The organism is Adlercreutzia mucosicola DSM 19490, from assembly GCF_000422625.1.
GTDB classification, from domain to species: Bacteria; Actinomycetota; Coriobacteriia; order Coriobacteriales; family Eggerthellaceae; genus Adlercreutzia; species Adlercreutzia mucosicola.
Genome location: NZ_AUGK01000004.1, coordinates 243,557 through 263,212, shown reverse-complemented (window position 1 = coordinate 263,212; position 19,656 = coordinate 243,557). Strand labels below are relative to the sequence as shown.

The following is a 19,656-nucleotide window of genomic DNA, read 5'->3' as shown; positions in this document are numbered from 1 at the left end:
TCCGATTTCCGCTGGCGTAGTTTTCATGTTGTGCGGCTGCACAAATGTGGTGGTCTCGGCGGGGATGGTATGCTGCCGCACGAGAGAAAACGCACCGATGGAAAGGCCAGGGTCATGGACGAGAAAAAGGTGAAGTGCCGCGAGTGCGGCAAGCGCGCTACCCAGTACGAGGGGCTGCTGCCGACCCGTGGCGTGGCCACGGTGCTTCTGGTGGGCCTGGCCATCTACATCGCGGGCATGTGGGTGCTCAGCGGCTTCGCCGCCAGCGCGGTGGCCGATCCCTCCGAGGCGGGCATGATGGACCTGCTGCTGGTCGCGGCCGGCCTCATCACTCTGGTAAGCATCGGGCTGGTCGTCTGGATGTACCGTCCCAAGCAGGGCGCGGCGGTGATCTGCTCCCACTGTGGGGCCCGCTACACCGCCAGCAAGGTGCCCGCCTACCTGAAGGGCTGGAACTACGATAAGATCACCCTTGCCCCCACTCCCGTCTCGGAAGCAGGCAAGGCAGATCAGGCCGAAGAAAAGGCCGCCGAGTAATCTCGGCGGCCTTTGGTGGTTCATGGTGCGCGATACAAGATTTGAACTTGTGACCCCTACCGTGTCAAGGTAGTGCTCTCCCCCTGAGCTAATCGCGCATTCAGGGCAGTTGCATTCTCAGCAACGAGTTAGTAGTTTAACAGAAACAGAGCCCCTGTCAAAGGTTTTTTGAACTTTTCCTTCAGCGGGAGAGGGGGAGGGCCGCATCGGGCGGCAGGGGCTCCGTTTTGCCACCTAGGACAGCTGGGCGACGATCTTGCCGGCAACGCGCCCGTGGGTCATTGCCATGCCCATCGAATTGCCGGCCGAGGGCGTGGAATAGGCGTTGCCGTAACGCTGGCCCAGGCAGTTTCCGGTCGCGTAGAGGCCCTTGATCGGCGTGGTGTGATCGGCTTGCAGCACGTTGAGGTTCTCGTCGGTCATGAGGCCCGCCATAGTTACCAGGCCGGCCGATGCCGTGCCGTCGTACTCGCGCACTGCGCCGTAGAACGGCGGCTTCTTGATGGCGCGCATCAGATGGGCGTCCTTGCCGAAATCGCTGTCGATGCCCGCCTCGCACAACTCGTTGTAGCGCTCGATGCTCTGCAAAGCGGTCTCAAGGGCGTCACCCTCGTAACCCAGGAACCCGAGCAGCTCTTCCAAGGTTTCGGCGGCGAACACGTTCGTTGTCTGCCGGCGCGTGAGAATGTACATGGACACGTCCTTCACCTCGCCGCCCGCCGGATTGCCCACCGGCACAGCTTCGATGGACTGGTGCATCTCTTCCACCACATCGGGCACGCCCCAGTTAGGCGCCCCGTGATCCACGCTGGCCAACTTCACCATCTCCATGTAGTCGGCGTCGGCGATGGCGGTGTAGATGCCGAGGGGCTGGCGGTACGTGGCCGGAGCCAGCATTTGCGCCATGGCCTCGTTCACGTACCGCTTGCCCTTGGAGTTCAGCATCAAAAACGGCGTGGTACCCCACGGGCCGGGCGGCATCCACATGGCGAAGTTCTGCGCCGGGCGCGGCTGGGGCTCGATCATGCCGCCCGCCCAGCATCCGAGTTTCAGCCCCATGCCGTCGCGTCCCATGCCCCTCATGGCTTCGCGGTCCTGTCCGACGCGCATGCCCCACTCGGTCACATCGGTGAGCAGGTTGTACACCATGTCGGGGTTGCCGGAGAAGTCGCCCGTAGCCAAGATGACGCCCTTGGCGGCGTTGAAACGACGGGCGCCGTCGGGGCCGGTGGCGATGGCACCGGTCACTGCGCCGTCAGCGGCCACATCGAGCACCGTGGCGGAGTGTTCCCAGTACCACGCTGCCCCCAGTTCCTCGGCAGCCAGGCGGCAATAGGTTTCCAGCTCAGTGAGGCGGCTCACTTCCTCGCGGCCCTCGATGGGGGTGGGATTGAACGAGCCGATGGTCTGCAGGGTGGACGCCCATGCCTTGTAGCCGCCCAGCTCGATGGGGTAGTCGGCCCCCGTGGTCTTTCCGTAGGCCGTTTGGATGATGGCGTTGTCGGGCGCAAGTTCGAACACGTTGCTCGTGGCGGGCGTGACGGCCATCAAGTTGTCGAACATCTCGCCGGAGTTCTCCACGAACAGGCGGATGATCTGGGGATTGGCGCGGCCGCCGCTGCGGCGATGGAACTCGGTGACGATCTCGCCCACATCGTAGGGGCCGAATCCGTGCTCGATCATGAACTGCGAGTTGTAGGCGCAGATGTCGTCGCCGAAGCAGTTGAAGGTGTCCTTTGCCTGAATTTCGATGACGGCGACCGAGGCGCCCTCTTGGGCCGCGGCCAGGGCCGCCTGGGTGCCGGCATGGCCGCCGCCGAGCACTACCACATCCACATCGACGGTCTCGACGATGTCCGCATCGTCGATGACGGGCGCGGCGCCCAGCCAGTCATCGGCGCACATATAACCTGCGGGTGCCCCGTCCCCGGCCGCGGGTGTCGCCGCTGCGCCGGTGCCGGCGAGGTTCTCGCCGGGGGCATTGTCGGTCCTCGGGGCGGGGGAGCACCCGCCCAGAGCGCCCGCAGCCGCGAAGACCGCGCCGGCGGCGAGGCCGCCCTTCAGAAATTCCCTGCGATTTACTTCCATGCTCATAACGTTCCTCCTTCGGGTATGCGAGCTGGCGAGTGCCGCTCTGGGCCCACCATAGGGCCCGCGAGGCAACGGACGCAATCGTCAAAATCGTGTATTTCCAGGTCAGCGGCGTATAGACGGAATTGGGTATTTACGAGGGCGCTGCACTCGTAGTAGTGTTGGAAGAAGCTGCGAGGAGGGAACATGGCGAAGATCGACACGAAAAGGCCCGGCATTCGTAGGTGGACGTGGCCGCGCGACGGCGCGGCCGCCCCCTCGACACCGCTGGCGATTCGCCCGGCTTTGCTCGGCTTCGGGCCGCTCATCGCCGCCTCGTTGGCCTATCCGTCCACCTATATCGCGTGCTTGGGACTGGACGATGGGGGAAACGCTCTGGGACTGTTCGTCTTCGGCGCGCTGCTCTTCGGCCTGGTATCCGGAGCACTGCGCGTGGGGGCGTCCGTCAGGGGTCGTCGTCTTCCCCTTTGGGGGCGCGGTGCCGGCGCATTGCTGTTCACTGCGGGTACGTTGGGCTTTCTCGTCGCGCGTCAAGCCAGCTGCCTTGCGCCGCCTCTGGCGTTGCTGCTCGGTGCGGCGGCGGGGTTCGGCGGCCTGTCGGTTTACGAGACGTGGGGGCGCCTCTACGCCCGTTTGGGGTTGCGAGGGGCGCTGTTGAACGTCGCCCTGTCCGTGGTGTTGGCCTCGCTCCTCAACTGGATGCTCTTCGCCGTTTCTGAAGAGACGTTCATGCTGTTGTTCCCCTGCGTGCTCATGGCAGGAGTATGGACGCCGTTTCTCGCCTGGGCCCAGGCACCCACGGCGCAGGGCGAGCAACGGGGAGCGGGATGGAAAGGGAGTCGGCACCCTCGGGTCGACGCGGATAAGTTGCGCTCTGCGGCGGGGCTGCTGCTCGCTCCGCTGCTCGGGCTGATGGTGTTCGGCTTTGTGGGATCCCTGCTCGATGCTCAGGTGATCGCCCGCGCCTACGGGGAGCAGATTCTCGGCTATGTGCTCGGCGCGGCCCTTACGGCGGCGCTGCTCCTCATTCCATCGCGCAAACCGCTCTATCCTTTCGCCTATCAAGTCATGCTCCCACTTCTAGCGGTGGGCGTGCTGGCCGCTCGCGTGCTGGTGGGCGAGGGGTTCGCAGGGGCCTCTCTCTTCGATATCGGCCTTCACATCATGTTCGGAGCCGTCATCGTGATCTCTTTTGCCACCATCGCGGCTATGGGCCACGCCGACGAGCTTCCCGTGTCCTTCATTGTCGCGTGCGCCTATGGGCTCTATACGCTCTTTGCGCTGGTGGGGCGCGGGACGCGTTTCGCTTTGGAAGGGATCGACGTCGATCCGGCGGGATTGGCCCTCGGCGTGTGGATCGCTTATTTCTGCATACAGGCTCTCTACCCGTCAGTGGTGCAGTGGCTTTCCGACTACCGAAATCTCGAGGCACCGCCCGTGCTCTCCATCAGCGAGGCTCTGACCGAACGGTGCGGCGACCTTGCCTCCCGCTACGGCCTTACGCAGCGGGAGGCTGAGATCTGCCGCTTCCTCGGTCGCGGCCACAGCTCGCAGTACGTTTCCCAGGTGCTGCTCATCTCGGACAGTACGGTGCGCACTCATATCAAGAACATCTATCGGAAGATGGGTATCGTGTGCCGCGAGGAGCTTATCGCCCTCATCGACGGCGAGCCGCTGCCTGCTGGGGGCCCTGTTGCGGAAGGCGACCGCACGGGGAGAAAAGCGTAACATGGCCGTTACGTTGAAAAATTGTTCGGTTGGGAGAACATGAGGTCGGGTATTATGGTTTGCAATGCTTCGAACCGACCCAAGGAGCTGATCTCACCATGAGCAAGGAAGCATTGGCATCTACGGGGGCCGATGCGCCCCAGGGCGCCGACAACGGCGTGACTAATCCGAACGGCATCGGGCTTTTCCGTCTGGTCACCACCGTTATCACCCTCATCGTCGGCGCCGGCGTGTTCACCTTGGCGGGCGACCAGGCTGCAGGAGGGGCGAGCGGTGGGGCTATCATCACCGCGTGGTCCATCTCGGCGGTGGGCGTGTTCTGCCTCGTCATGACCTTCTTTGCGCTGTCCCGGGTGAAACCGAACCTGAAGGGCGGCATCTACACCTACGCCTCGGCCGGTTTCGGTGACTTCCTCGGCTTCAATTCCGCTTGGGGATACTGGATCTCGGCCCTTCTGTGCACGGTCAGCTTCTCGGCGCTTCTGTTCGGCGCCTTGGCCTATTTCTTCCCGATCTTCGAGAGCGGCACCAACCTGGCCGCCTTCATTGGCGCCTCGGTGATCATCTGGTTCTACGCCTTTTTGGTCAGCCGCGGTATCAGCGAGGTGACCCTCATCAACGCGGTCATCACCATCTCGAAGTTCGTGCCGCTGCTCATCGCCATCGTCGCCATCATCTTTTTGGGAGCATTCAACCCCGAGATCTTCTTCGCTAACATGCAGACCGGCGCCGATCCCGAACTGGCCTTCTTCGATCAGGTGCAGTCGGCCATGATGGTGACCATCTGGGTGTTCATCGGCATCGAGGGTGCCGTGGCCATCTCGGGCCGCGCCAAGAAATCCAAGGACGTGGGCAAGGCTACCATCACGGCCTTTGTCTGCGTGCTGTCGCTGTACATGATGGTGTCGCTTTTGTCCATGGGTGTTATGCCCCTGTCCGAGCTGGCCACGCTGGAGAACCCGGCGCTCGCCTACGTGATGGAGCGGGCCGTGGGCCCGTGGGGAGCCGTGCTGATCAACTTCGCCGTGTCGCTGTCGCTTATCGGCGCCATGCTCGGCTACACCGTGCTCACGAGCGAGTCGCCCTTCGAGGCCGCCCAGGAGGGCGTGTTCGTGAAGGCCTTCGCCAAGACGAACAAGAAGGGCGCCCCGGTGGTTACCCTCGTGGTTACCAACATCGTCATCGAGCTGTTCCTGCTTACCTGGCTGTTCCCCGACTCGCCCATTTCCTACCAGTTCTTCTACACGCTCTCGGCGGGCATGATCCTTTTGCCCTACCTGTTGTCGGCGGCCTACTTCGCCAAGGTGGCCTTCACTGAGCCCGAGCTGTTCCGTGGCAAGCTGACGGCCCCGCTGTGGTGCTGGCGCATCCTGGGCATCGTGGGCGTGATCTACAGCCTGTTTCTGTCCTGGGCCTCGGGGGCGGTGGGCCTTACGCTGATGAGCCTTCTGTACCTGCCCGGTGTGTTCGTGTACATCTGGGGCAAGAGGGAGCGCGGCGAGAAGTACCTCGACAACACCGTGGACCGCGTGGTCGTGGCCATCATCCTGCTGGCCGCTGCCTTCTCGCTGTACCTGCTCATTTCCGGAACCGTGGTCATCTAGACGCAGCGCGCCGAGCGGTATCGAGCCGCAGAATGCATGAGGAAGGCCCCCTGGGATCGTCCAGGGGGCCTTTGGTTTTTTTTGGGGGGATGCGGGTTGCGGGCGGGCTAAAGCCCGCCTCTGCGGGGTTTGGCGAGAAAGGGGCGCTCCTCGGAGCCGTTAGTCCAGCAGGAGGGGCTCGGCGCTCTCCTCGTCGTAGAGCTTCAGGCACTCCTCGCTTACGACGAAGCGGGCTGCCTCGGGCAGCATGCGGGCGGTGAAGGGGGTGGTGGTGTTCGTGACCTCGCCGTCGTACTGCACGGCCAGCGGCGGATCGGCATGCACGGTGACCTCGCTGCCGCGGTACACCTCCAGGCTGCCGGGCCGTGCGGGGAACTCGCCGGTGCGGTCGAGCATGCAGCTGAGCAGGGCGGGGATGAGCCCCACGGCATCGTGGGTGTTCATGACCACCACATCGAACACGCCGTCGCGGGGCTTGTTCTCGTGGATGAGCGAGATATCGAACTGCAGCTTCGAGAAGTTCACCACGAGCACGCCCACGCCCTGGGTCTCGACGTGCTCGCCGTCGATGTCCAGGGTAATCTTCGAGAACTGCGGCAGCGGATTCACGAAGGCCGAGGTGAAATAGGCCATGGGGCCCAGCAGCTTCTTCGTGGACTCGGCGCCCTGCATGATGGTGGCGTCGTAGCCCGCGCCGGCGATCATGGTGAAGCCGAAGTGCTCGCCGTTGGCCAGCTCGATCTCGCCGATGTCGAAGTCCATGAGCAGGCTTTCGCGCATCAGCTTGGCCAGGGCGTGGGGCTCGGCCGGCGAGGCCAAGTTCATGGCCAGCAGATTCGCCGTGCCGGCGGGGAAGGGGAGCAGGGGGATGCCCGTCTCGGCCAAGAGGTGGGCCGCCGTGGCCACGGTGCCGTCGCCGCCGGCCGCCACCACGGCATCGAAATCCTCGGCATCGCGGAGGAAGTCGGCCAAGTCGGTGCAGCCGTTGGTGCAGCGCATGCAGATCTCGTCGCCGTCCCGGGCGAAGGCGCGCACGAAATCGTAGATGGCGCCGTCGCGGAAGCCCGAGGAGAGGTTGTTGACGATGAGCAGTTTCACATAATTCCTTTCCCTTTGTTATCATGGGATGGTACTACAACCAGAGCCCCAAGGAACAAGGACCACCGTGGAATACATTGCGAACCAAGAAAACCTCGAGGCCTTCGCCCGACGCGCGGCCTCCTCGTCGGTCTTGGCCATCGATACGGAATTCCTCCGCGAGAAGACCTACTACGCGAATTTGTGCCTGCTGCAGCTGGCCACCGATACCGAGGTGGCCGTGGTCGACCCTTTTGCCGTGGATGACTTGAAGGTGCTCGTGCCGCTTCTGGAAGACCCCGCCATCGTAAAACTGCTCCACGCTGCCGGTCAGGATCTGGAGATCATCTACCGCGAGCTGGGCGTGCTGCCGAGCCCCGTGTTCGACACCCAGGTGGCCGCCACGCTGCTCGGCCACACCCAGCAGATCGGCTACGGGCCGCTCGTGCACAATCTGTGCGGCGTGAGCCTGAAGAAGAGCGACTCCTTCACCGACTGGTCGCGCCGGCCCCTGTCGCCCTCGCAGCTTGACTACGCCGCCGACGACGTGATCTACCTGCCCAAGATGTACCGCATCATGTGCGAGCGCTTGGAGGCCAAGGGGCGCCTGTCGTGGCTCGACAACGATTTCGCCGCGCTGAGCGACCCGTCGAACTACGTGAGCGACGCCGCCACGCGGTTCAAGCGCCTGAAGCGCGTGGGCCAGCTGAGTCGTCGCCAGCTGTCGGCCGCCCGCGAGGTGGCCTGCTGGCGCGAGCTGATGGCCCAGGAGCGCGATCTGCCGCGCAAGTGGGTGCTCACCGACGAGCAGGTGGTGGAGGCCTGCCGCCGCGAGTCACGCACCATCGACGACCTGTTCATGGTGCGGGGCGTGCGCGAGCGGCTGGGCACCCGCGACGCCCGCGCCGTGGTGGCCGCCCTCGTGCGCGGTCTGGACGCCCCTCCCGAGCAGTGGCCCGAGCTGGACAAGTCCCTGAAGAGCGAGCCGAACGTAGACGCCGAGCTGGATCTCATGGAGGCGCTCGTGCGGCTGCGGGCCCGCGAGAACGACATCGCCATGCAGACTCTGGCCAGCCACGGCGAGCTTGCCCGCGTGGCCCGGGGCTACCGCGACGACATCGATGTGCTGAAGGGGTGGCGGCGCGCCATCATCGGCGATGAGCTGCTGGATCTGCTCGCCGGCAAGATATCCCTGTCCCTGGGCCCTGAGGGCCTCGTGGTGACCCGCACAGGGGAGTAGGGAAGCGGGGAGGTGAGGGAGCGGTTTTTTTGGGTTTGTCCGGCGCGGAGGGCGGCGGGAAGGCCACGTGCTCAAACAAGTCCTCGCTTTCGGAAAAATGGGGGTAGGGATTTTATACCCATTTTTCCGAGTCTGCGGAATCTGCGCGCGAGGCCTCCCCGCCGCCCTCCGCGCCTGCTCTTCCGCGAAGACAGTCTGTGGCCTTCCCACCAGGCCCCTCGCCGGATAGATTCAGGCAAACTCAGGCAAACGCATTCCCCCGACGGCAAACCCGCGCCGGTTACGAAGGTTTCACACATTTCGGTGCAAGGGGGCTCAGGTCGGGCTTCCTTCCCTATAATGACTTCCAAACATTTTCGGACGCATGTTCCCAAGGAGTGAGAGACTATGCAAAGCAGTTACCTGATGCTCGTGGTGGTGACCCTGATCATCGGTCTGGGCGCCCAGTGGTACGTGAACCACAAGTTGAAAGTCTACAACCACGTGGCCAATTCCACGGGGCTTACCGGCGCCGAGGCCGCCCGCCAGATGCTCGCCTACTACGGCATCACCAATGTGCAGGTGTTCCGCGGCGGCCCGGGCCAGGACTTCTTCGACCCGCGCAGCAATTCGGTGACCCTGTCGCCGGAAGCCTACGACGGCCGCACCATCACGGCCACGGCCACGGCCTGCCACGAGGTGGGCCATGCCTGCCAGTTCGCCCAGGACTACACCCCCATGAAGATCCGCGGCGCCATCGTGCCGGCGGTGAACCTGGCCTCCAACGCGTGGATCTTCCTGCTCATGGCCGGCATCTTCCTGCACATCTCGGGGCTGACCACGGCCGCCATCATCATGTACGCCGTGGTGGTGCTCTTTCAGCTGGTCACCCTGCCCGTGGAGTTCAACGCCTCCCAGCGGGCCATGGTGTACATGGGCCAGATCGGCCTGCCGGCCGCCGAGCGCAAAGGCGCCTTCGACGTGCTGCGCGCCTGCGCCTTCACCTACCTGGCCGCGGCTCTGACCTCGGTGCTGCAGCTGCTGTGGCTGCTGAACCAGCGCGAGGACTAGACGGGCGGCCCGGCTATGGCCGACGAGGAGATCGTTGCCGCGACGGAGGGGGAGGCTAAGCCGGCCCTGTCGGTGTCGGCGGCCATGGGGCTTGCCAAGGGCGCCCTTGAATCGGTCGTCGTGCGGCTGGTGGGCGAGGTGTCCGAGGTGAACGACAAGCCCGGCTACAAGGCCGTGTACTTCACCGTGAAGGACGAGAAGGCCGCGCTGCCCTGCATGATGTGGATGAACCGCTATCAGGCCGCCGGCGTGAGCCTGGCGGTGGGGGCGCTCGTGGAGATGACGGGGCGCTTCTCGCTGTACGCGGCCAAGGGGCGCATGAACTTCGACGTACTCTCCCTTACCTTGGCCGGGGAGGGCCAGCTGCGTCTGCAGGTGGCGAACTTGGCCCGCGAGCTGGAGGCCATGGGCCTTATGGCGCCCGAGCGCAAGCGGCCGCTGCCGGTCTACCCCCAGGTTGTGGGCATTGTCACCTCGCCGCGGGGCAGCGTCATCCACGACATGCTGCGCACCCTGCGCCGTCGCTACCCGTTGGCGAAGGTGCTGGTGGCCGGCGTGCCCGTAGAGGGCCCCGGAGCGGCTGATGCCATGGTGGACGGCCTGGCGAAGGTGGTGTTCGCCGGGGCCGAGCTGGTGCTATTGGGCCGCGGCGGCGGATCCTTCGAGGACCTCATGCCCTTCAACGACCGCCGGCTGGCGCGCACCATCGCCGCCTGTCCCGTGCCCGTGGTCACGGGCATCGGCCACGAGCCGGACACCACTATCGCCGACTTGGTGGCCGACGTGCGGGCGAGCACGCCGACGGCGGCGGCCGAGGCCGTGGCCCCCACGCGCAAGGAGACCGACGGCCGGCTCGAGAGTTTGGGCCAGCGCCTCGGCCGCGGCATGGAGCTGAAGCTGACCGGGGCGGCGCGCTCGGTGGAGCGCATCGCCGCGCTGTCGCTGTTCCGCGAGCCGGAGCGCCTGTTCGATACCGAGGCCCTGGCCTTGGACGACCTATCGGATCGCCTGGGCCGCGCCCTGCCCGATACCCTGCGCGAGAACCGCCATCGGGTGGGACTGCTCGGCGAGGCGCTGACCCGCATGCTGCCCGGCGCCCTGGATCGCCCGGCCGGCCAGGTGTCCACGGCCCGGGCGCGCCTCGTGGCCCGAGGCACCACCCTGACCGATCGCTTCGCCGCCCCCGTGTTGCGCGACCGCGGACGTCTGCATAGCGCCGGCGAGCGCATGACCGACCATTTCCGCCGCAGCGTGGCCGTGAATGCGGCCCGCTTGCACGACCTGTCGCCGCTGACCGTCATCGGCCGCGGCTTCTCCATCGCCCGCACCGACGAGGGCGCGGTGGTGCGCTCGGTGGACCAGGTGGCCCCGGGCGCACTGCTTATGGTCGCCGTGGGCGATGGCGAGATCGACTGTACCGTAGACCGTTGCCGCCGCATCGATGCGGCGGTGGAAGATTGGAGGGAATAGCATGGAGGAGACCATCGAGACGACCGAGGGCACGCTCGCCCCCGTCGACGAGCTGACCTTCCGCCAGGCTCTGGCCGAGCTGGAGTCCATCGTGGCGGTGCTGGAATCCAACACCCTCGAGCTGGAGGACAGCCTGGCCAGCTACGAGCGCGGCGTGGTGCTGCTCGGTTCGCTCCAGAAGCGCCTGGCTGCCGCCGAGCAGCAGGTGGAGGTGCTCATGGGCGAGCTCGCGGCCGCTCCCGACGACGAGACCCGCGACACGACGCTGTCCTAAGGGCCTCTGCCCCGAGCCGCGGCAATCGGTGAGCGGCGCTCCATTCGCCGATTGGGCTTCGCTGAGGATGGGGAGCCCGAGGTGAGACTCCTACAATATTTCAATACCCATTGCTTAGGAGGTAAGTCTTGAACGTCCTCGTTATCAACGCTGGCTCCTCTTCCTTGAAGTACCAGCTCGTCAATGTCGAGACTCAGGATGTGCTCGCCAAGGGCATCTGCGAGCGCGTCGGTTCCGCCGAGGCCTTCCACAAGCACGGCATCGACGAGAACGAGCTCGTCATCGACGAGCCCATGGAGGACCACAACGCCGCCATGGCCGTGGTGCTGCAAGCGCTCACGTCCGGCCCGAATGCGGCCATCGATTCCCTGGACGATATCGACGCCATCGGCCACCGCGTGGTGCAGGGCGGCAAGTACTTCGACCGTTCCGTCGTCATCGACGAGGACGTCATCGCCAGGATTGACGAGCTGGCCGAGTTGGCGCCGCTGCACAACAAGGCTGCCCTCATGGGCATCAAGGCCTGCCAGGAGCAGATGCCCGGCAAGCCCATGGTGGCCGTGTTCGACACGTCATTCTTCCAGTCCATCCCGCCGAAGGCCTACATGTATCCCTTGCCCTACGAGCTGTACGAGAAGTACGCCATCCGCAAGTACGGGGCCCACGGCACCTCGCACCGCTACATCGCCGAGCGCGCCGCCGCGTTTATGGACGAGCCCATCGAGGACTTGAAGCTGATCACCTGCCACTTGGGCAACGGTTGCTCGGTATCCGCCATCGATCACGGCGTGGCCGTTGACACCTCCATGGGACTGACGCCCTTAGACGGCCTCATGATGGGCACCCGCTGTGGCGCCATCGACCCGGCCATCGTGCCCTTCATCATGGAGAAGGAGAACCTCACCACCCAAGAGGTGAACGATCTCATGAACAAGAAGAGCGGCCTTCTGGGCATCTCCGGCATCTCCAACGACCTGCGCAGCGTGCGCGATGCCTCCGAGAGCGGCAACGAGCGCGCCCAGCTGGCCTATGAGATGTACTCGAACTCGGTGAAGAAGTACATCGGCCAGTACACCGCCGTCATGGGTGGCGTGGACGCCATCGTGCTCACGGCCGGCGTCGGCGAGAACTGCGAGAAGATGCGCCGCATGATCTTCGCGGGCCTGCAGCCCCTGGGCATCAAGATCGACCCGGAGCGCAACAAGCTGCGCGGCTCCGAGCGCGAGATCTCCACCGACGACTCCGTGGTGCGCATCGTGGTCATCCCTACCAACGAGGAGTACATGATCGCCCGTGACACCTACCAGCTCGTGAAGGAAGGCTCCCTGGAGGTCACCGAGCTGTAGGGGAGCACCGAGCTGGGAGGTCGACGGCCCAACGCCGTTTCCCCAATCGACAAGAAGAGGGCCGCGACCTGGTGAGGAGCGGCCCTCTTCTTGTGCGGGCAAGCGAAGGGGGAGGGCCTTGCGGGCTCTCCCCCTTCGCGTGCGCCCTTCGCCCATGCCTACTTGTTCTGGGCCTGCACGGCGGTGATGGCCACCACGCCCACAATGTCCTCGGCCGTGCATCCGCGCGAGAGGTCGTTCACCGGGGCGGCGATTCCCTGGAGGATGGGGCCCAAGGCCTCGGCCTTCGCCAGGCGCTGCACCAGCTTGTAGCCGATATTACCGGCGTCGATGTCGGGGAACACGAGCACGTTGGCCCGTCCTGCCACCGGCGAGGCGGGGGCCTTCGCCGCACCGATCTCGGGCACGATGGCGGCGTCCAGCTGCAGCTCGCCGTCCACGGCCAGATCGGGAGCCAGCTCCTTCACCTTGGCCGTGGCGCGCACCACCTTGTCGGCGTCGTCGTTTTTGGCCGAGCCGTAGGAGGAGTGGGACAGCATGGCGATGACGGGGTCGGCATCGTCGATGAGGCTTACCCAGGCCTTCTCGGCATTCAGGGCGATCTGGGCGAGGCGGTCGGCGTCGGGCTGCACCTCCAGGCCGCAGTCGGAGAACAGGAAGGTGCCGGCATGCCCCAGGTCGCAGTCGGGCACGTTCATGATGAAAAAGGAGCTGACCATCTGCGCGCCGGGGGCCGTCTTCAGAATCTGCAGGGCCGGGCGCAGCACGTCGCCGGTGGAGTGGCAGGCGCCGGACACGAGACCGCCGGCCTCGCCCATCTTCACCATCATCATGCCGAAGTACAGCTCGTTGTCCATGAGGGCCATCGCCTCATCTACCGTCATGCCCTTCGCGGCACGCAGACGGGCCAGCTCCTCGGCGAAGGGGGCGCGCAGCTCGGAGGTGAGCGGATCGATGATGCGGGCGCCGTCGAGCCGGTAGCCGGCGCCGGCGATCTGGTCGGGGCTGCCGAGGATGATGAGGTCGGCCAGGTCATCGGCGAGGATCTGCTCGGCGGCGGCCAGGGTGCGCTCGTCGTTGCCCTCGGGCAGCACGATGGTCTGCTTGTCGGCCTTGGCGCGGGCGATCATGGTCTCGAGAAATGCACTCATGGGCGGGGTCCTTTCGTCGCGCGGGAATGCGTCCTCCCCATGATAGGGCCCCGGTGGGGCTTTACGGCCGCGCAGGGGCGCATTTGCGGCCGAGGTGCCCAATTATTCGGTTTGTATGGGGTTTGGGAAGAGCTCGGCTGTGGCTCGGTACAATATTGCGCGACGAAAAAGGGCGGCCGGAAAGCCGCCCCTCTCTCCGCCATAAGCGAAGACAGAAGACAGGGGGAGCCATCCGCCATGACAGTTCGCTACGCTGACTTCCGCGACATCGCCATCGCCGATTTTGACGCCGTGGTCGTGGGCTCGGGATTCGCCGGCGCCGTCGCTGCCCGCGAATTGGCCGAGCAGGCCGCGCTCAACGTGCTCATCATCGAGAAGCGCGACCACATCGCCGGCAACATGTACGACGAGTATGACGCGGCCGGCATTCTGGTGCACCGCTACGGGCCGCACATCTTCCATACCAACAGCCAGGAGGCCTTCGACTACCTGAACCGCTTCTCGGCGTGGTCGGCCTACCAGCACCGCGTGCTGGCCGACTGGTATGGCACCTACCTGCCGGTGCCGGTGAACAAGAGCTCGCTCGAGATTGCCTTCGGGGACGAGAAGGCCGCCCGCCTCATCGAGAAGCTCATCGCCACCTTCGGCGACGAGCGCAAGGTGACCCTCAACGAGTTGCGCGCCCAGGCCGATCCCGAGCTGGCCGAGGTGGCCGACTTCGTCTACGAGAACGTGTTTCTGTACTACACCCAGAAGCAGTGGGGGCTCACCCCCGAGGAGGTGGACCCGTCCGTAACGGCGCGCGTGCCCGTGTTCATCTCGCGGGACGACCGCTACTTCCAAGATACCTACCAGGGCATGCCCGAAGAGGGCTACACGCGCCTGTTCGAGAACCTGCTCGGCCACGAGCGCATCACCGTGTGCTTGGAAACCGAGGCCGAGAGCGTGTTCGAGCTGGTGTTCGAGAGCGGCGCCGAGGACGCTCCCTTGCAGGCCATCCGCATCAAGGACGAGGACTTCGAGGGCCCCATCGTGTACACCGGACCTTTGGACGAGCTGTTCTTGGCCCGCTTCGGCCGCTTGCCCTACCGTTCCCTCGACTTCGTCTACGAGACCTACGATGAGAACTACCACCTGCCCTGCGGCACGGTGAACTACACGGTGACCGAGGACTACACGCGCATCACGGAGTTCAAGTGGCTCACGGGCCAGACGGGCTCGAAGACCACCATCATGAAAGAGTACCCGCGCCCCTACGACGACCCGGCCACCCAGATTCCCTACTACGCCATCATCGACGACGACAACGACGCCCGCTACGAGCGCTACCGCCGTCTGACCGACGCCCTGCCGAACTTCTACCCGCTCGGGCGCTTGGCGCAGTACCGCTACTTCAACATGGACAAAGTGGTGGTAGACGCCCTGGCGGCCAGCCGGCGCATCATGTTCCGACTCGACCATCCCGACGCCCCCGATGACATCGACGCCGAGACGGGGGCGACCCCGGCCGTTTCCTAGGAGTTGCCCAGCTATGAAGACCATCACCTTCGCCGTACCCTGCTTCAATTCCGCCGCCTATATGGACCATTGCGTCGAGACGCTCCTGGCCTGTGGCGAGGACATCGAGATCCTGCTCGTGGACGACGGGTCCACCAAGGACAACACCGCCGAGATCGCCGACGGATGGGCCGAGCGCTATCCGGATATCGTGCGCGCCATCCACCAGCCCAACAAGGGCCACGGCGGCGCGGTGAACACGGGGCTCGCCAATGCCACGGGCTTCTACTTCAAGGTGGTGGACTCCGATGACTGGCTGGATGCTGCGGCCATGTTCCCGCTCATGGAGTACATGCGCAGCCAGGTGGATGCCCCGGTGCCCTGCGACATGGTGGTGGCCAACTACGTCTACGAGAAGGTTGACGAGGGCGTGCAGAAGGTCATGGGCTACGGCAACGTGCTGCCCGAGGGCTACGAGTTCGGCTGGCACGACGTGGGCAGCTTCCTGCCGTCCCAGTACCTGCTCATGCACTCGGTGTACTACCGCACCGACATGCTGCGCAAAATGGGCCTCACCCTGCCGGAGCACACCTTCTACGTGGACAATATCTTCGTCTACGAGCCGCTCGTGTACGTGCGCACCATCCGCTACTTCAACGTGGACGCCTACCGCTACTTCATCGGGCGCGAGGACCAGTCGGTCAACGAGAAGGTGATGATGGGCCGCATGGACCAGCAGCTGCGCGTCACCCGCCAGATGATCGACAACGTGGACCCCCAGGCGGTGCGCGAGCGCCATCTGCGCCACTACCTGCGCAACTACCTGTCCATGATGATGTGCATCTGCTCGGTGTTTCTGCGCATGCGCGGTGGCGAGCAGGACGAGGAGGATCTGAAGGGCATCTGGGCCTACCTGAAGGAGCAGAACCCCTCGCTGTACCGCCGTGTGCGCTCCAATGCCCTGAACCTGGCCACGAACCTGCCCACCGAAGCCGGCGAGAAGATCGGGCTGAAGGGATACCAGATCGCCCAGAAGATCTTCAAATTCAATTAAGGGGTCCGGGCCATGTCGTCGCTCGTGCTCGCCATCGATATTCGCAACACCCATACGCGGCTCGGTTTAGCCGCAGATGGCGCGCTGGCGGCCCAGTGGTCGCTCGGCACCGATGCGGGCTGCACGCCCGACGAGGCCGTGGCCGCGGTGGCGGGCTTCTTCGATGCCGTAGCCTGCGGCCTGGCCCCCATCGAGCCGGGTGCGGCTCTCGAGGGGAACGACCTGCCGTCGCAGGCGCCCCTGGCCGACGGGGCCATCATCGCCTCGGTGTTCCCCTCGCTCACCGAGGTATGGGTGGAAGCGGCGCGCCGTTTGACGGGCGCGCGCCCCCTCACCGTGGGGCCCGGGCTGAAGAGCGGGCTCAAGATGGGCTTTTCCGACCCCGCGTCGGTGGGCGCCGACCGCGTGGCCGAGATGGTGGCCGCGAAGTCCGCTTGGGGCGCGCCGGTGCTCGTGGTGGATCTGGGCACCTCGACCACCTTCGAGCTGCTCGACCGGGAAGGGTCGTTCAAGGGCGGCATTATTGCCCCGGGCATGCGCCTGGGCGCGGCGGCGCTCGCCAGCGGCGCGGCCCAGCTGCCCTCGGTGGAGCTGCGGGCCCCACGGGCGCTGTTGGGGCGCACGACGGCCGAGGCCATGCAGTCGGGTATCGTGATGGGGGAGGTGGCCCGCATCGACGGGCTCATCGAGATGATCTGGGCCGATGCCGGCTATGCCACCCCGGTGGTGCTCACCGGGCGGGGCGCCGAGGCCATCGCCGCCCTGATGCGGCACGAGGCGTCGGTGGACCAGACCCTGGGCCTGCGCGGCCTCGTGGAGCTGTACGGGCTGAACCGCCGCTAGGATGCGCTCGTCAGGAGGGGCGGCCTCGCTCGACCGGGCGCCCGCAGGATCGGTCTTTAGGCCGCCCGCTACTTGTAATCCTCCACGTTCTTCGACGAGCTGCCGGTGGTGTTGCCGGCTTGGCGCAGCTCGAAGCCGAAGCGCACCGTATCGTCGCCGAAGCGGTCGCGCAGGGCGTCGGTGGCGCGCAGAAGCTCGCGGCGCTTGGCCTCGTCCTCGATGAGGGGAGCCTCTTCGGGCCGCTGCCCCTCGAAGGCGCTCCCGTCGAAGAGACTCTCCTGCACCACGGGCGCCTCGTCGAAGTGGGTGACCGCCACGCCGAGCAGGCGCACCCGGGCCCCTGGTATCCAGATATCGTCGATCATGGCGTGCAGCAGCGGGGCGAAGGCGATGTCGTCATCGGTGGGGGCGGGCAGCGAGCGCTGGACCGAGTGGGTGGTGCGGTCGGAGAAGCGCACCTTGACGGCCACCGTGCGGCCCGCGAGCCCCTTGCGCCGCAGACGGCGCCCCACCTTCGCGGCAATGGTGGACAGGGCCGCCTCGATGTCGGCCCGCTCGGTCAGATCGTCGGCGAAGGTGACCTCGTTGGAGACCGACTTCACCGTATCGTCCTCGGCCACCACCGAGCGGTCGCGCCCCAGGGCCCGGTCGCGCATCATCTCGCCGTTCTTCCCGAACACGCGCCGCAGCAGGGCCGGCTCGGCTGTGCCCATATCGCCCAAGGTGCGCACGCCGTAGCTGTGCAGGATGCGCTCGGCCGCCGCCCCCACGCCGCTCAAGCTGCGCACGGGCAGATTGCCCAGGAAGGCGGCCTCGGTGCCCGGGTACACCACGGTGAGCCCGCGGGGCTTGTCCACGTCCGAGGCGATTTTGGCCACTGACTTCGAGGCGCCCACGCCGATGGAGCAGGTCACGCCCAGAGCGGCCACGCGCGCCTGGATGCGCCGGGCCACGGCCACGGGATGCTCGGTGTTCACGGCGGTGGGGGTCACGTCCATGAAGGCCTCGTCGATGGACACCTGCTGCACATGGGGCGTCTCGTCGCGCAGAATGGCCATAATGGCCGACGACACCTCGCGGTAGCGGTGGAAGTTGCCGTGGGTCCAGATGGCGTCGGGGCACAGCGATCGCGCGAGCGAGGCGGCCATGGCAGAGCGCACGCCGAAGGCCCGGGCCTCATAGGAACAGGTGGATACCACGCCGTGGGCATCGGCATCACCGCCTACGATGACGGGCTTGCCGCGCCACCCGGGATGGTCGAGCTGCTCCACCGAGGCGAAGAAGGCGTCCAGATCCACGAGCAGGATGGCCGGCCCCTCCCAGGGCGGCAGGGGGATGTCGTCGAAAGTTTCCATGGCCCCATTGTAGCATCGAACAGCCGTTCTAGTGAAGAGGCGATGCAAAAAGAGAGCGGACCTGAGGCCCATGCTCCGCAGAGCAGGGGCCTCAGGTCCGCGAGAGACTGCAGGGGAAGAGCGCTAGCGCTGGCTTGCCAGGAAGAACAGGGCCATAGTGCCCGGTCCCGAATGGGCGCCGATGACCGGATCCACCCAATTGATCATGATGTCGGTCACTCCGAAGCGCTCGCGCACCAGGTCGGCCACGTATTCCGCGTCTTCCAGGCAGTCGCCGTGGGTGATGAACACAGTTTGGTCGGCCACGGGGGCGTCGGCCGTCTGCTCCATGTGATCCACGAGCGCCTTGAGCGACTTCTTGCGCCCGCGCACCTTCTCGAGGGGAATGAGGTGCCCCTCGTCATCTACGTGCATGACCGGCTTGATGTTGAGCACGGTGCCGGCCCAGGCCGCCGTACGGGACACCCGGCCGCCGCGGAACAGGAACATCAGATCGTCCACGGTGAACCAGTGGGCCAGGTGCAGCTTGTGATCCTCCACCCAGTCGCGCACGGCCTCCACCGTCGCTCCCTCATCGCGCATCTTCGCCGCGTAGTAGACGAGCAGGCCCTCGCCGCCGGAAGCGGCCAGGGTGTCCACCGAGTACACAGTACGGTCGGGGTAGAGCCCCGCCAACTCGGCCAGCAAAAGCTCGATGGCCTGGTAGGTGCCGGAAAGCCCGCTGGAGAAGCCCAGGTACAGCACATCGCGACCATTTTTCAGCAGGGCCTCGATGGTCTCGCGGGACTCCTGCAGGTTCGGCAGCGAGGTGGTGATCACCTTGCCCTCGCGCATCATGGCGTAGAACTGCGACAGGTCGGTCTTCTCGCCCTTCAGGTAGCTGCGGTACTCCTCGCCGTCCACCATGAAGGTGAGCGGCAGGATGGACAGGTCAAACCGGTCGATCATCTCCTCGGTGAGGTTGCTCGACGAATCGGTGACGATGGCAAAGCTCATGGGCGCTCCTATCAGGGTATTCGGCCGCGCTGCTCCTCGGGCGGGCCGATGGTCTCGCTGGCGCTATTCTAGCCCATGGATACCCGTCGCGATAGGGGAAAGGGACGGGAATTGAAACGGTAACTTTTCCGTTCTCGCAGAGCGCGCCTGCCGGGTGCTTGCGAATGGCCGTTGCCCGCGGCCCAGTTCGGTGGCGCTCGGCCCCGTCCGCGGTTTTTCCGCGCAGGGGAGGGCGGCGGCTGTTCACGGCGGGCGGCCTGTGGCGTATACTTGACCAGTTACCCATACGGGCCCCGCGCGGGGCCCTGACCGATACGCTGGAACCCGGACGAGAAGGATAGGG

Annotated in this window: 16 protein-coding genes and 1 tRNA gene; 11 read left to right on the top strand and 6 right to left on the bottom strand. The window is 65.6% G+C overall.

Translation table 11 applies throughout. The features are described from left to right. Positions 1–114: 114 nt before the first annotated feature. Positions 115–537, top strand: coding sequence for a hypothetical protein (locus G503_RS0102740; RefSeq protein WP_028026385.1), 423 nt, complete (start codon positions 115–117; stop codon positions 535–537). A 23-nt stretch (positions 538–560) separates the two neighbouring features. Here the strand turns inward: G503_RS0102740 and G503_RS0102735 are convergent. Beyond that, a tRNA-Val gene (locus tag G503_RS0102735) sits at positions 561–635 on the bottom strand. Positions 636–771: 136 nt separating this feature from the next. Next, entirely contained in the window at positions 772–2,631 is a 1,860-nt protein-coding gene (locus tag G503_RS0102730; RefSeq protein WP_235715474.1) for an FAD-binding protein, read from the bottom strand. A gap of 183 nt (positions 2,632–2,814) precedes the next feature. Here G503_RS0102730 and G503_RS0102725 point away from each other — a divergent pair, with 183 nt between their 5' ends. Next, positions 2,815–4,356: a helix-turn-helix domain-containing protein gene (locus tag G503_RS0102725; RefSeq protein WP_028026383.1), complete on the top strand. Its 1,542-nt coding sequence runs from the start codon at positions 2,815–2,817 to the stop codon at positions 4,354–4,356. A gap of 98 nt (positions 4,357–4,454) precedes the next feature. Beyond that, complete coding sequence (locus tag G503_RS0102720) at positions 4,455–5,960, top strand: basic amino acid/polyamine antiporter (RefSeq protein WP_028026382.1); 1,506 nt, start codon at positions 4,455–4,457, stop codon at positions 5,958–5,960. 159 nt (positions 5,961–6,119) lie between these two features. On the opposite strand, the gene G503_RS0102715 is transcribed toward G503_RS0102720, so the two are convergent. Then, complete coding sequence (locus tag G503_RS0102715) at positions 6,120–7,058, bottom strand: diacylglycerol/lipid kinase family protein (protein ID WP_028026381.1); 939 nt, start codon at positions 7,056–7,058, stop codon at positions 6,120–6,122. Between the two features lie 67 nt (positions 7,059–7,125). Between G503_RS0102715 and rnd the strand changes: the two genes are divergently transcribed. The 5 genes from rnd (at position 7,126) to G503_RS0102690 (ending at position 12,417) form a co-directional block, all read left to right on the top strand. Further along, a complete protein-coding gene (gene rnd / locus G503_RS0102710) occupies positions 7,126–8,277 on the top strand; it encodes a ribonuclease D (protein ID WP_028026380.1) in 1,152 nt (383 codons plus the stop codon). A gap of 387 nt (positions 8,278–8,664) precedes the next feature. Next, complete coding sequence (locus tag G503_RS0102705; RefSeq protein ID WP_028026379.1) at positions 8,665–9,327, top strand: zinc metallopeptidase; 663 nt, start codon at positions 8,665–8,667, stop codon at positions 9,325–9,327. Between the two features lie 15 nt (positions 9,328–9,342). Next, positions 9,343–10,797 (top strand): exodeoxyribonuclease VII large subunit, encoded by a 1,455-nt coding sequence (gene xseA / locus G503_RS13295; protein ID WP_035021490.1) that lies wholly within the window; start codon positions 9,343–9,345, stop codon positions 10,795–10,797. 1 nt (position 10,798) lies between these two features. Continuing rightward, entirely contained in the window at positions 10,799–11,071 is a 273-nt protein-coding gene (xseB, locus tag G503_RS0102695) for an exodeoxyribonuclease VII small subunit (protein ID WP_035021488.1), read from the top strand. 128 nt (positions 11,072–11,199) lie between these two features. Next, complete coding sequence (locus G503_RS0102690; protein WP_028026377.1) at positions 11,200–12,417, top strand: acetate/propionate family kinase; 1,218 nt, start codon at positions 11,200–11,202, stop codon at positions 12,415–12,417. Between the two features lie 158 nt (positions 12,418–12,575). On the opposite strand, the gene pta is transcribed toward G503_RS0102690, so the two are convergent. Beyond that, entirely contained in the window at positions 12,576–13,568 is a 993-nt protein-coding gene (gene pta / locus G503_RS0102685) for a phosphate acetyltransferase (protein ID WP_028026376.1), read from the bottom strand. Positions 13,569–13,805: 237 nt separating this feature from the next. On the opposite strand from pta, the gene glf reads away from it, so the two are divergent. From glf to G503_RS0102670, 3 genes are read left to right on the top strand one after another with little or no spacing between them, the layout of a single operon-like run. Beyond that, the gene (gene glf / locus G503_RS13290; RefSeq protein ID WP_084636219.1) at positions 13,806–15,086 is read left to right on the top strand and encodes a UDP-galactopyranose mutase; all 1,281 of its coding nucleotides are present in this window, start codon (positions 13,806–13,808) and stop codon (positions 15,084–15,086) included. A gap of 13 nt (positions 15,087–15,099) precedes the next feature. Beyond that, positions 15,100–16,119: a glycosyltransferase family 2 protein gene (locus tag G503_RS0102675; protein ID WP_028026375.1), complete on the top strand. Its 1,020-nt coding sequence runs from the start codon at positions 15,100–15,102 to the stop codon at positions 16,117–16,119. Positions 16,120–16,131: 12 nt separating this feature from the next. Then, complete coding sequence (locus tag G503_RS0102670; protein WP_028026374.1) at positions 16,132–16,962, top strand: type III pantothenate kinase; 831 nt, start codon at positions 16,132–16,134, stop codon at positions 16,960–16,962. Positions 16,963–17,030: 68 nt separating this feature from the next. Here G503_RS0102670 and dinB read toward each other — a convergent pair whose 3' ends face one another. Together dinB and G503_RS0102660 are read right to left on the bottom strand one after the other, a co-directional pair. After that, a complete protein-coding gene (gene dinB, locus G503_RS0102665) occupies positions 17,031–18,317 on the bottom strand; it encodes a DNA polymerase IV (protein WP_028026373.1) in 1,287 nt (428 codons plus the stop codon). A gap of 123 nt (positions 18,318–18,440) precedes the next feature. After that, positions 18,441–19,313, bottom strand: a complete 873-nt coding sequence (locus G503_RS0102660; RefSeq protein WP_028026372.1) for a DegV family protein — start codon at positions 19,311–19,313, stop codon at positions 18,441–18,443. Positions 19,314–19,656 lie beyond the last annotated feature (343 nt).

Coding starts and splice junctions, on each gene's coding strand:
- G503_RS0102740 (WP_028026385.1), top strand. CDS start 115: ATGGACGAGAAAAAGGTGAAGTGCCGCGAGTGCGGCAAGCGCGCTACC.
- G503_RS0102730 (WP_235715474.1), bottom strand. CDS start 2,631: ATGAGCATGGAAGTAAATCGCAGGGAATTTCTGAAGGGCGGCCTCGCC.
- G503_RS0102725 (WP_028026383.1), top strand. CDS start 2,815: ATGGCGAAGATCGACACGAAAAGGCCCGGCATTCGTAGGTGGACGTGG.
- G503_RS0102720 (WP_028026382.1), top strand. CDS start 4,455: ATGAGCAAGGAAGCATTGGCATCTACGGGGGCCGATGCGCCCCAGGGC.
- G503_RS0102705 (WP_028026379.1), top strand. CDS start 8,665: ATGCAAAGCAGTTACCTGATGCTCGTGGTGGTGACCCTGATCATCGGT.
- xseA (WP_035021490.1), top strand. CDS start 9,343: ATGGCCGACGAGGAGATCGTTGCCGCGACGGAGGGGGAGGCTAAGCCG.
- xseB (WP_035021488.1), top strand. CDS start 10,799: ATGGAGGAGACCATCGAGACGACCGAGGGCACGCTCGCCCCCGTCGAC.
- pta (WP_028026376.1), bottom strand. CDS start 13,568: ATGAGTGCATTTCTCGAGACCATGATCGCCCGCGCCAAGGCCGACAAG.
- glf (WP_084636219.1), top strand. CDS start 13,806: ATGACAGTTCGCTACGCTGACTTCCGCGACATCGCCATCGCCGATTTT.
- G503_RS0102675 (WP_028026375.1), top strand. CDS start 15,100: ATGAAGACCATCACCTTCGCCGTACCCTGCTTCAATTCCGCCGCCTAT.
- G503_RS0102670 (WP_028026374.1), top strand. CDS start 16,132: ATGTCGTCGCTCGTGCTCGCCATCGATATTCGCAACACCCATACGCGG.
- dinB (WP_028026373.1), bottom strand. CDS start 18,317: ATGGAAACTTTCGACGACATCCCCCTGCCGCCCTGGGAGGGGCCGGCC.
- G503_RS0102660 (WP_028026372.1), bottom strand. CDS start 19,313: ATGAGCTTTGCCATCGTCACCGATTCGTCGAGCAACCTCACCGAGGAG.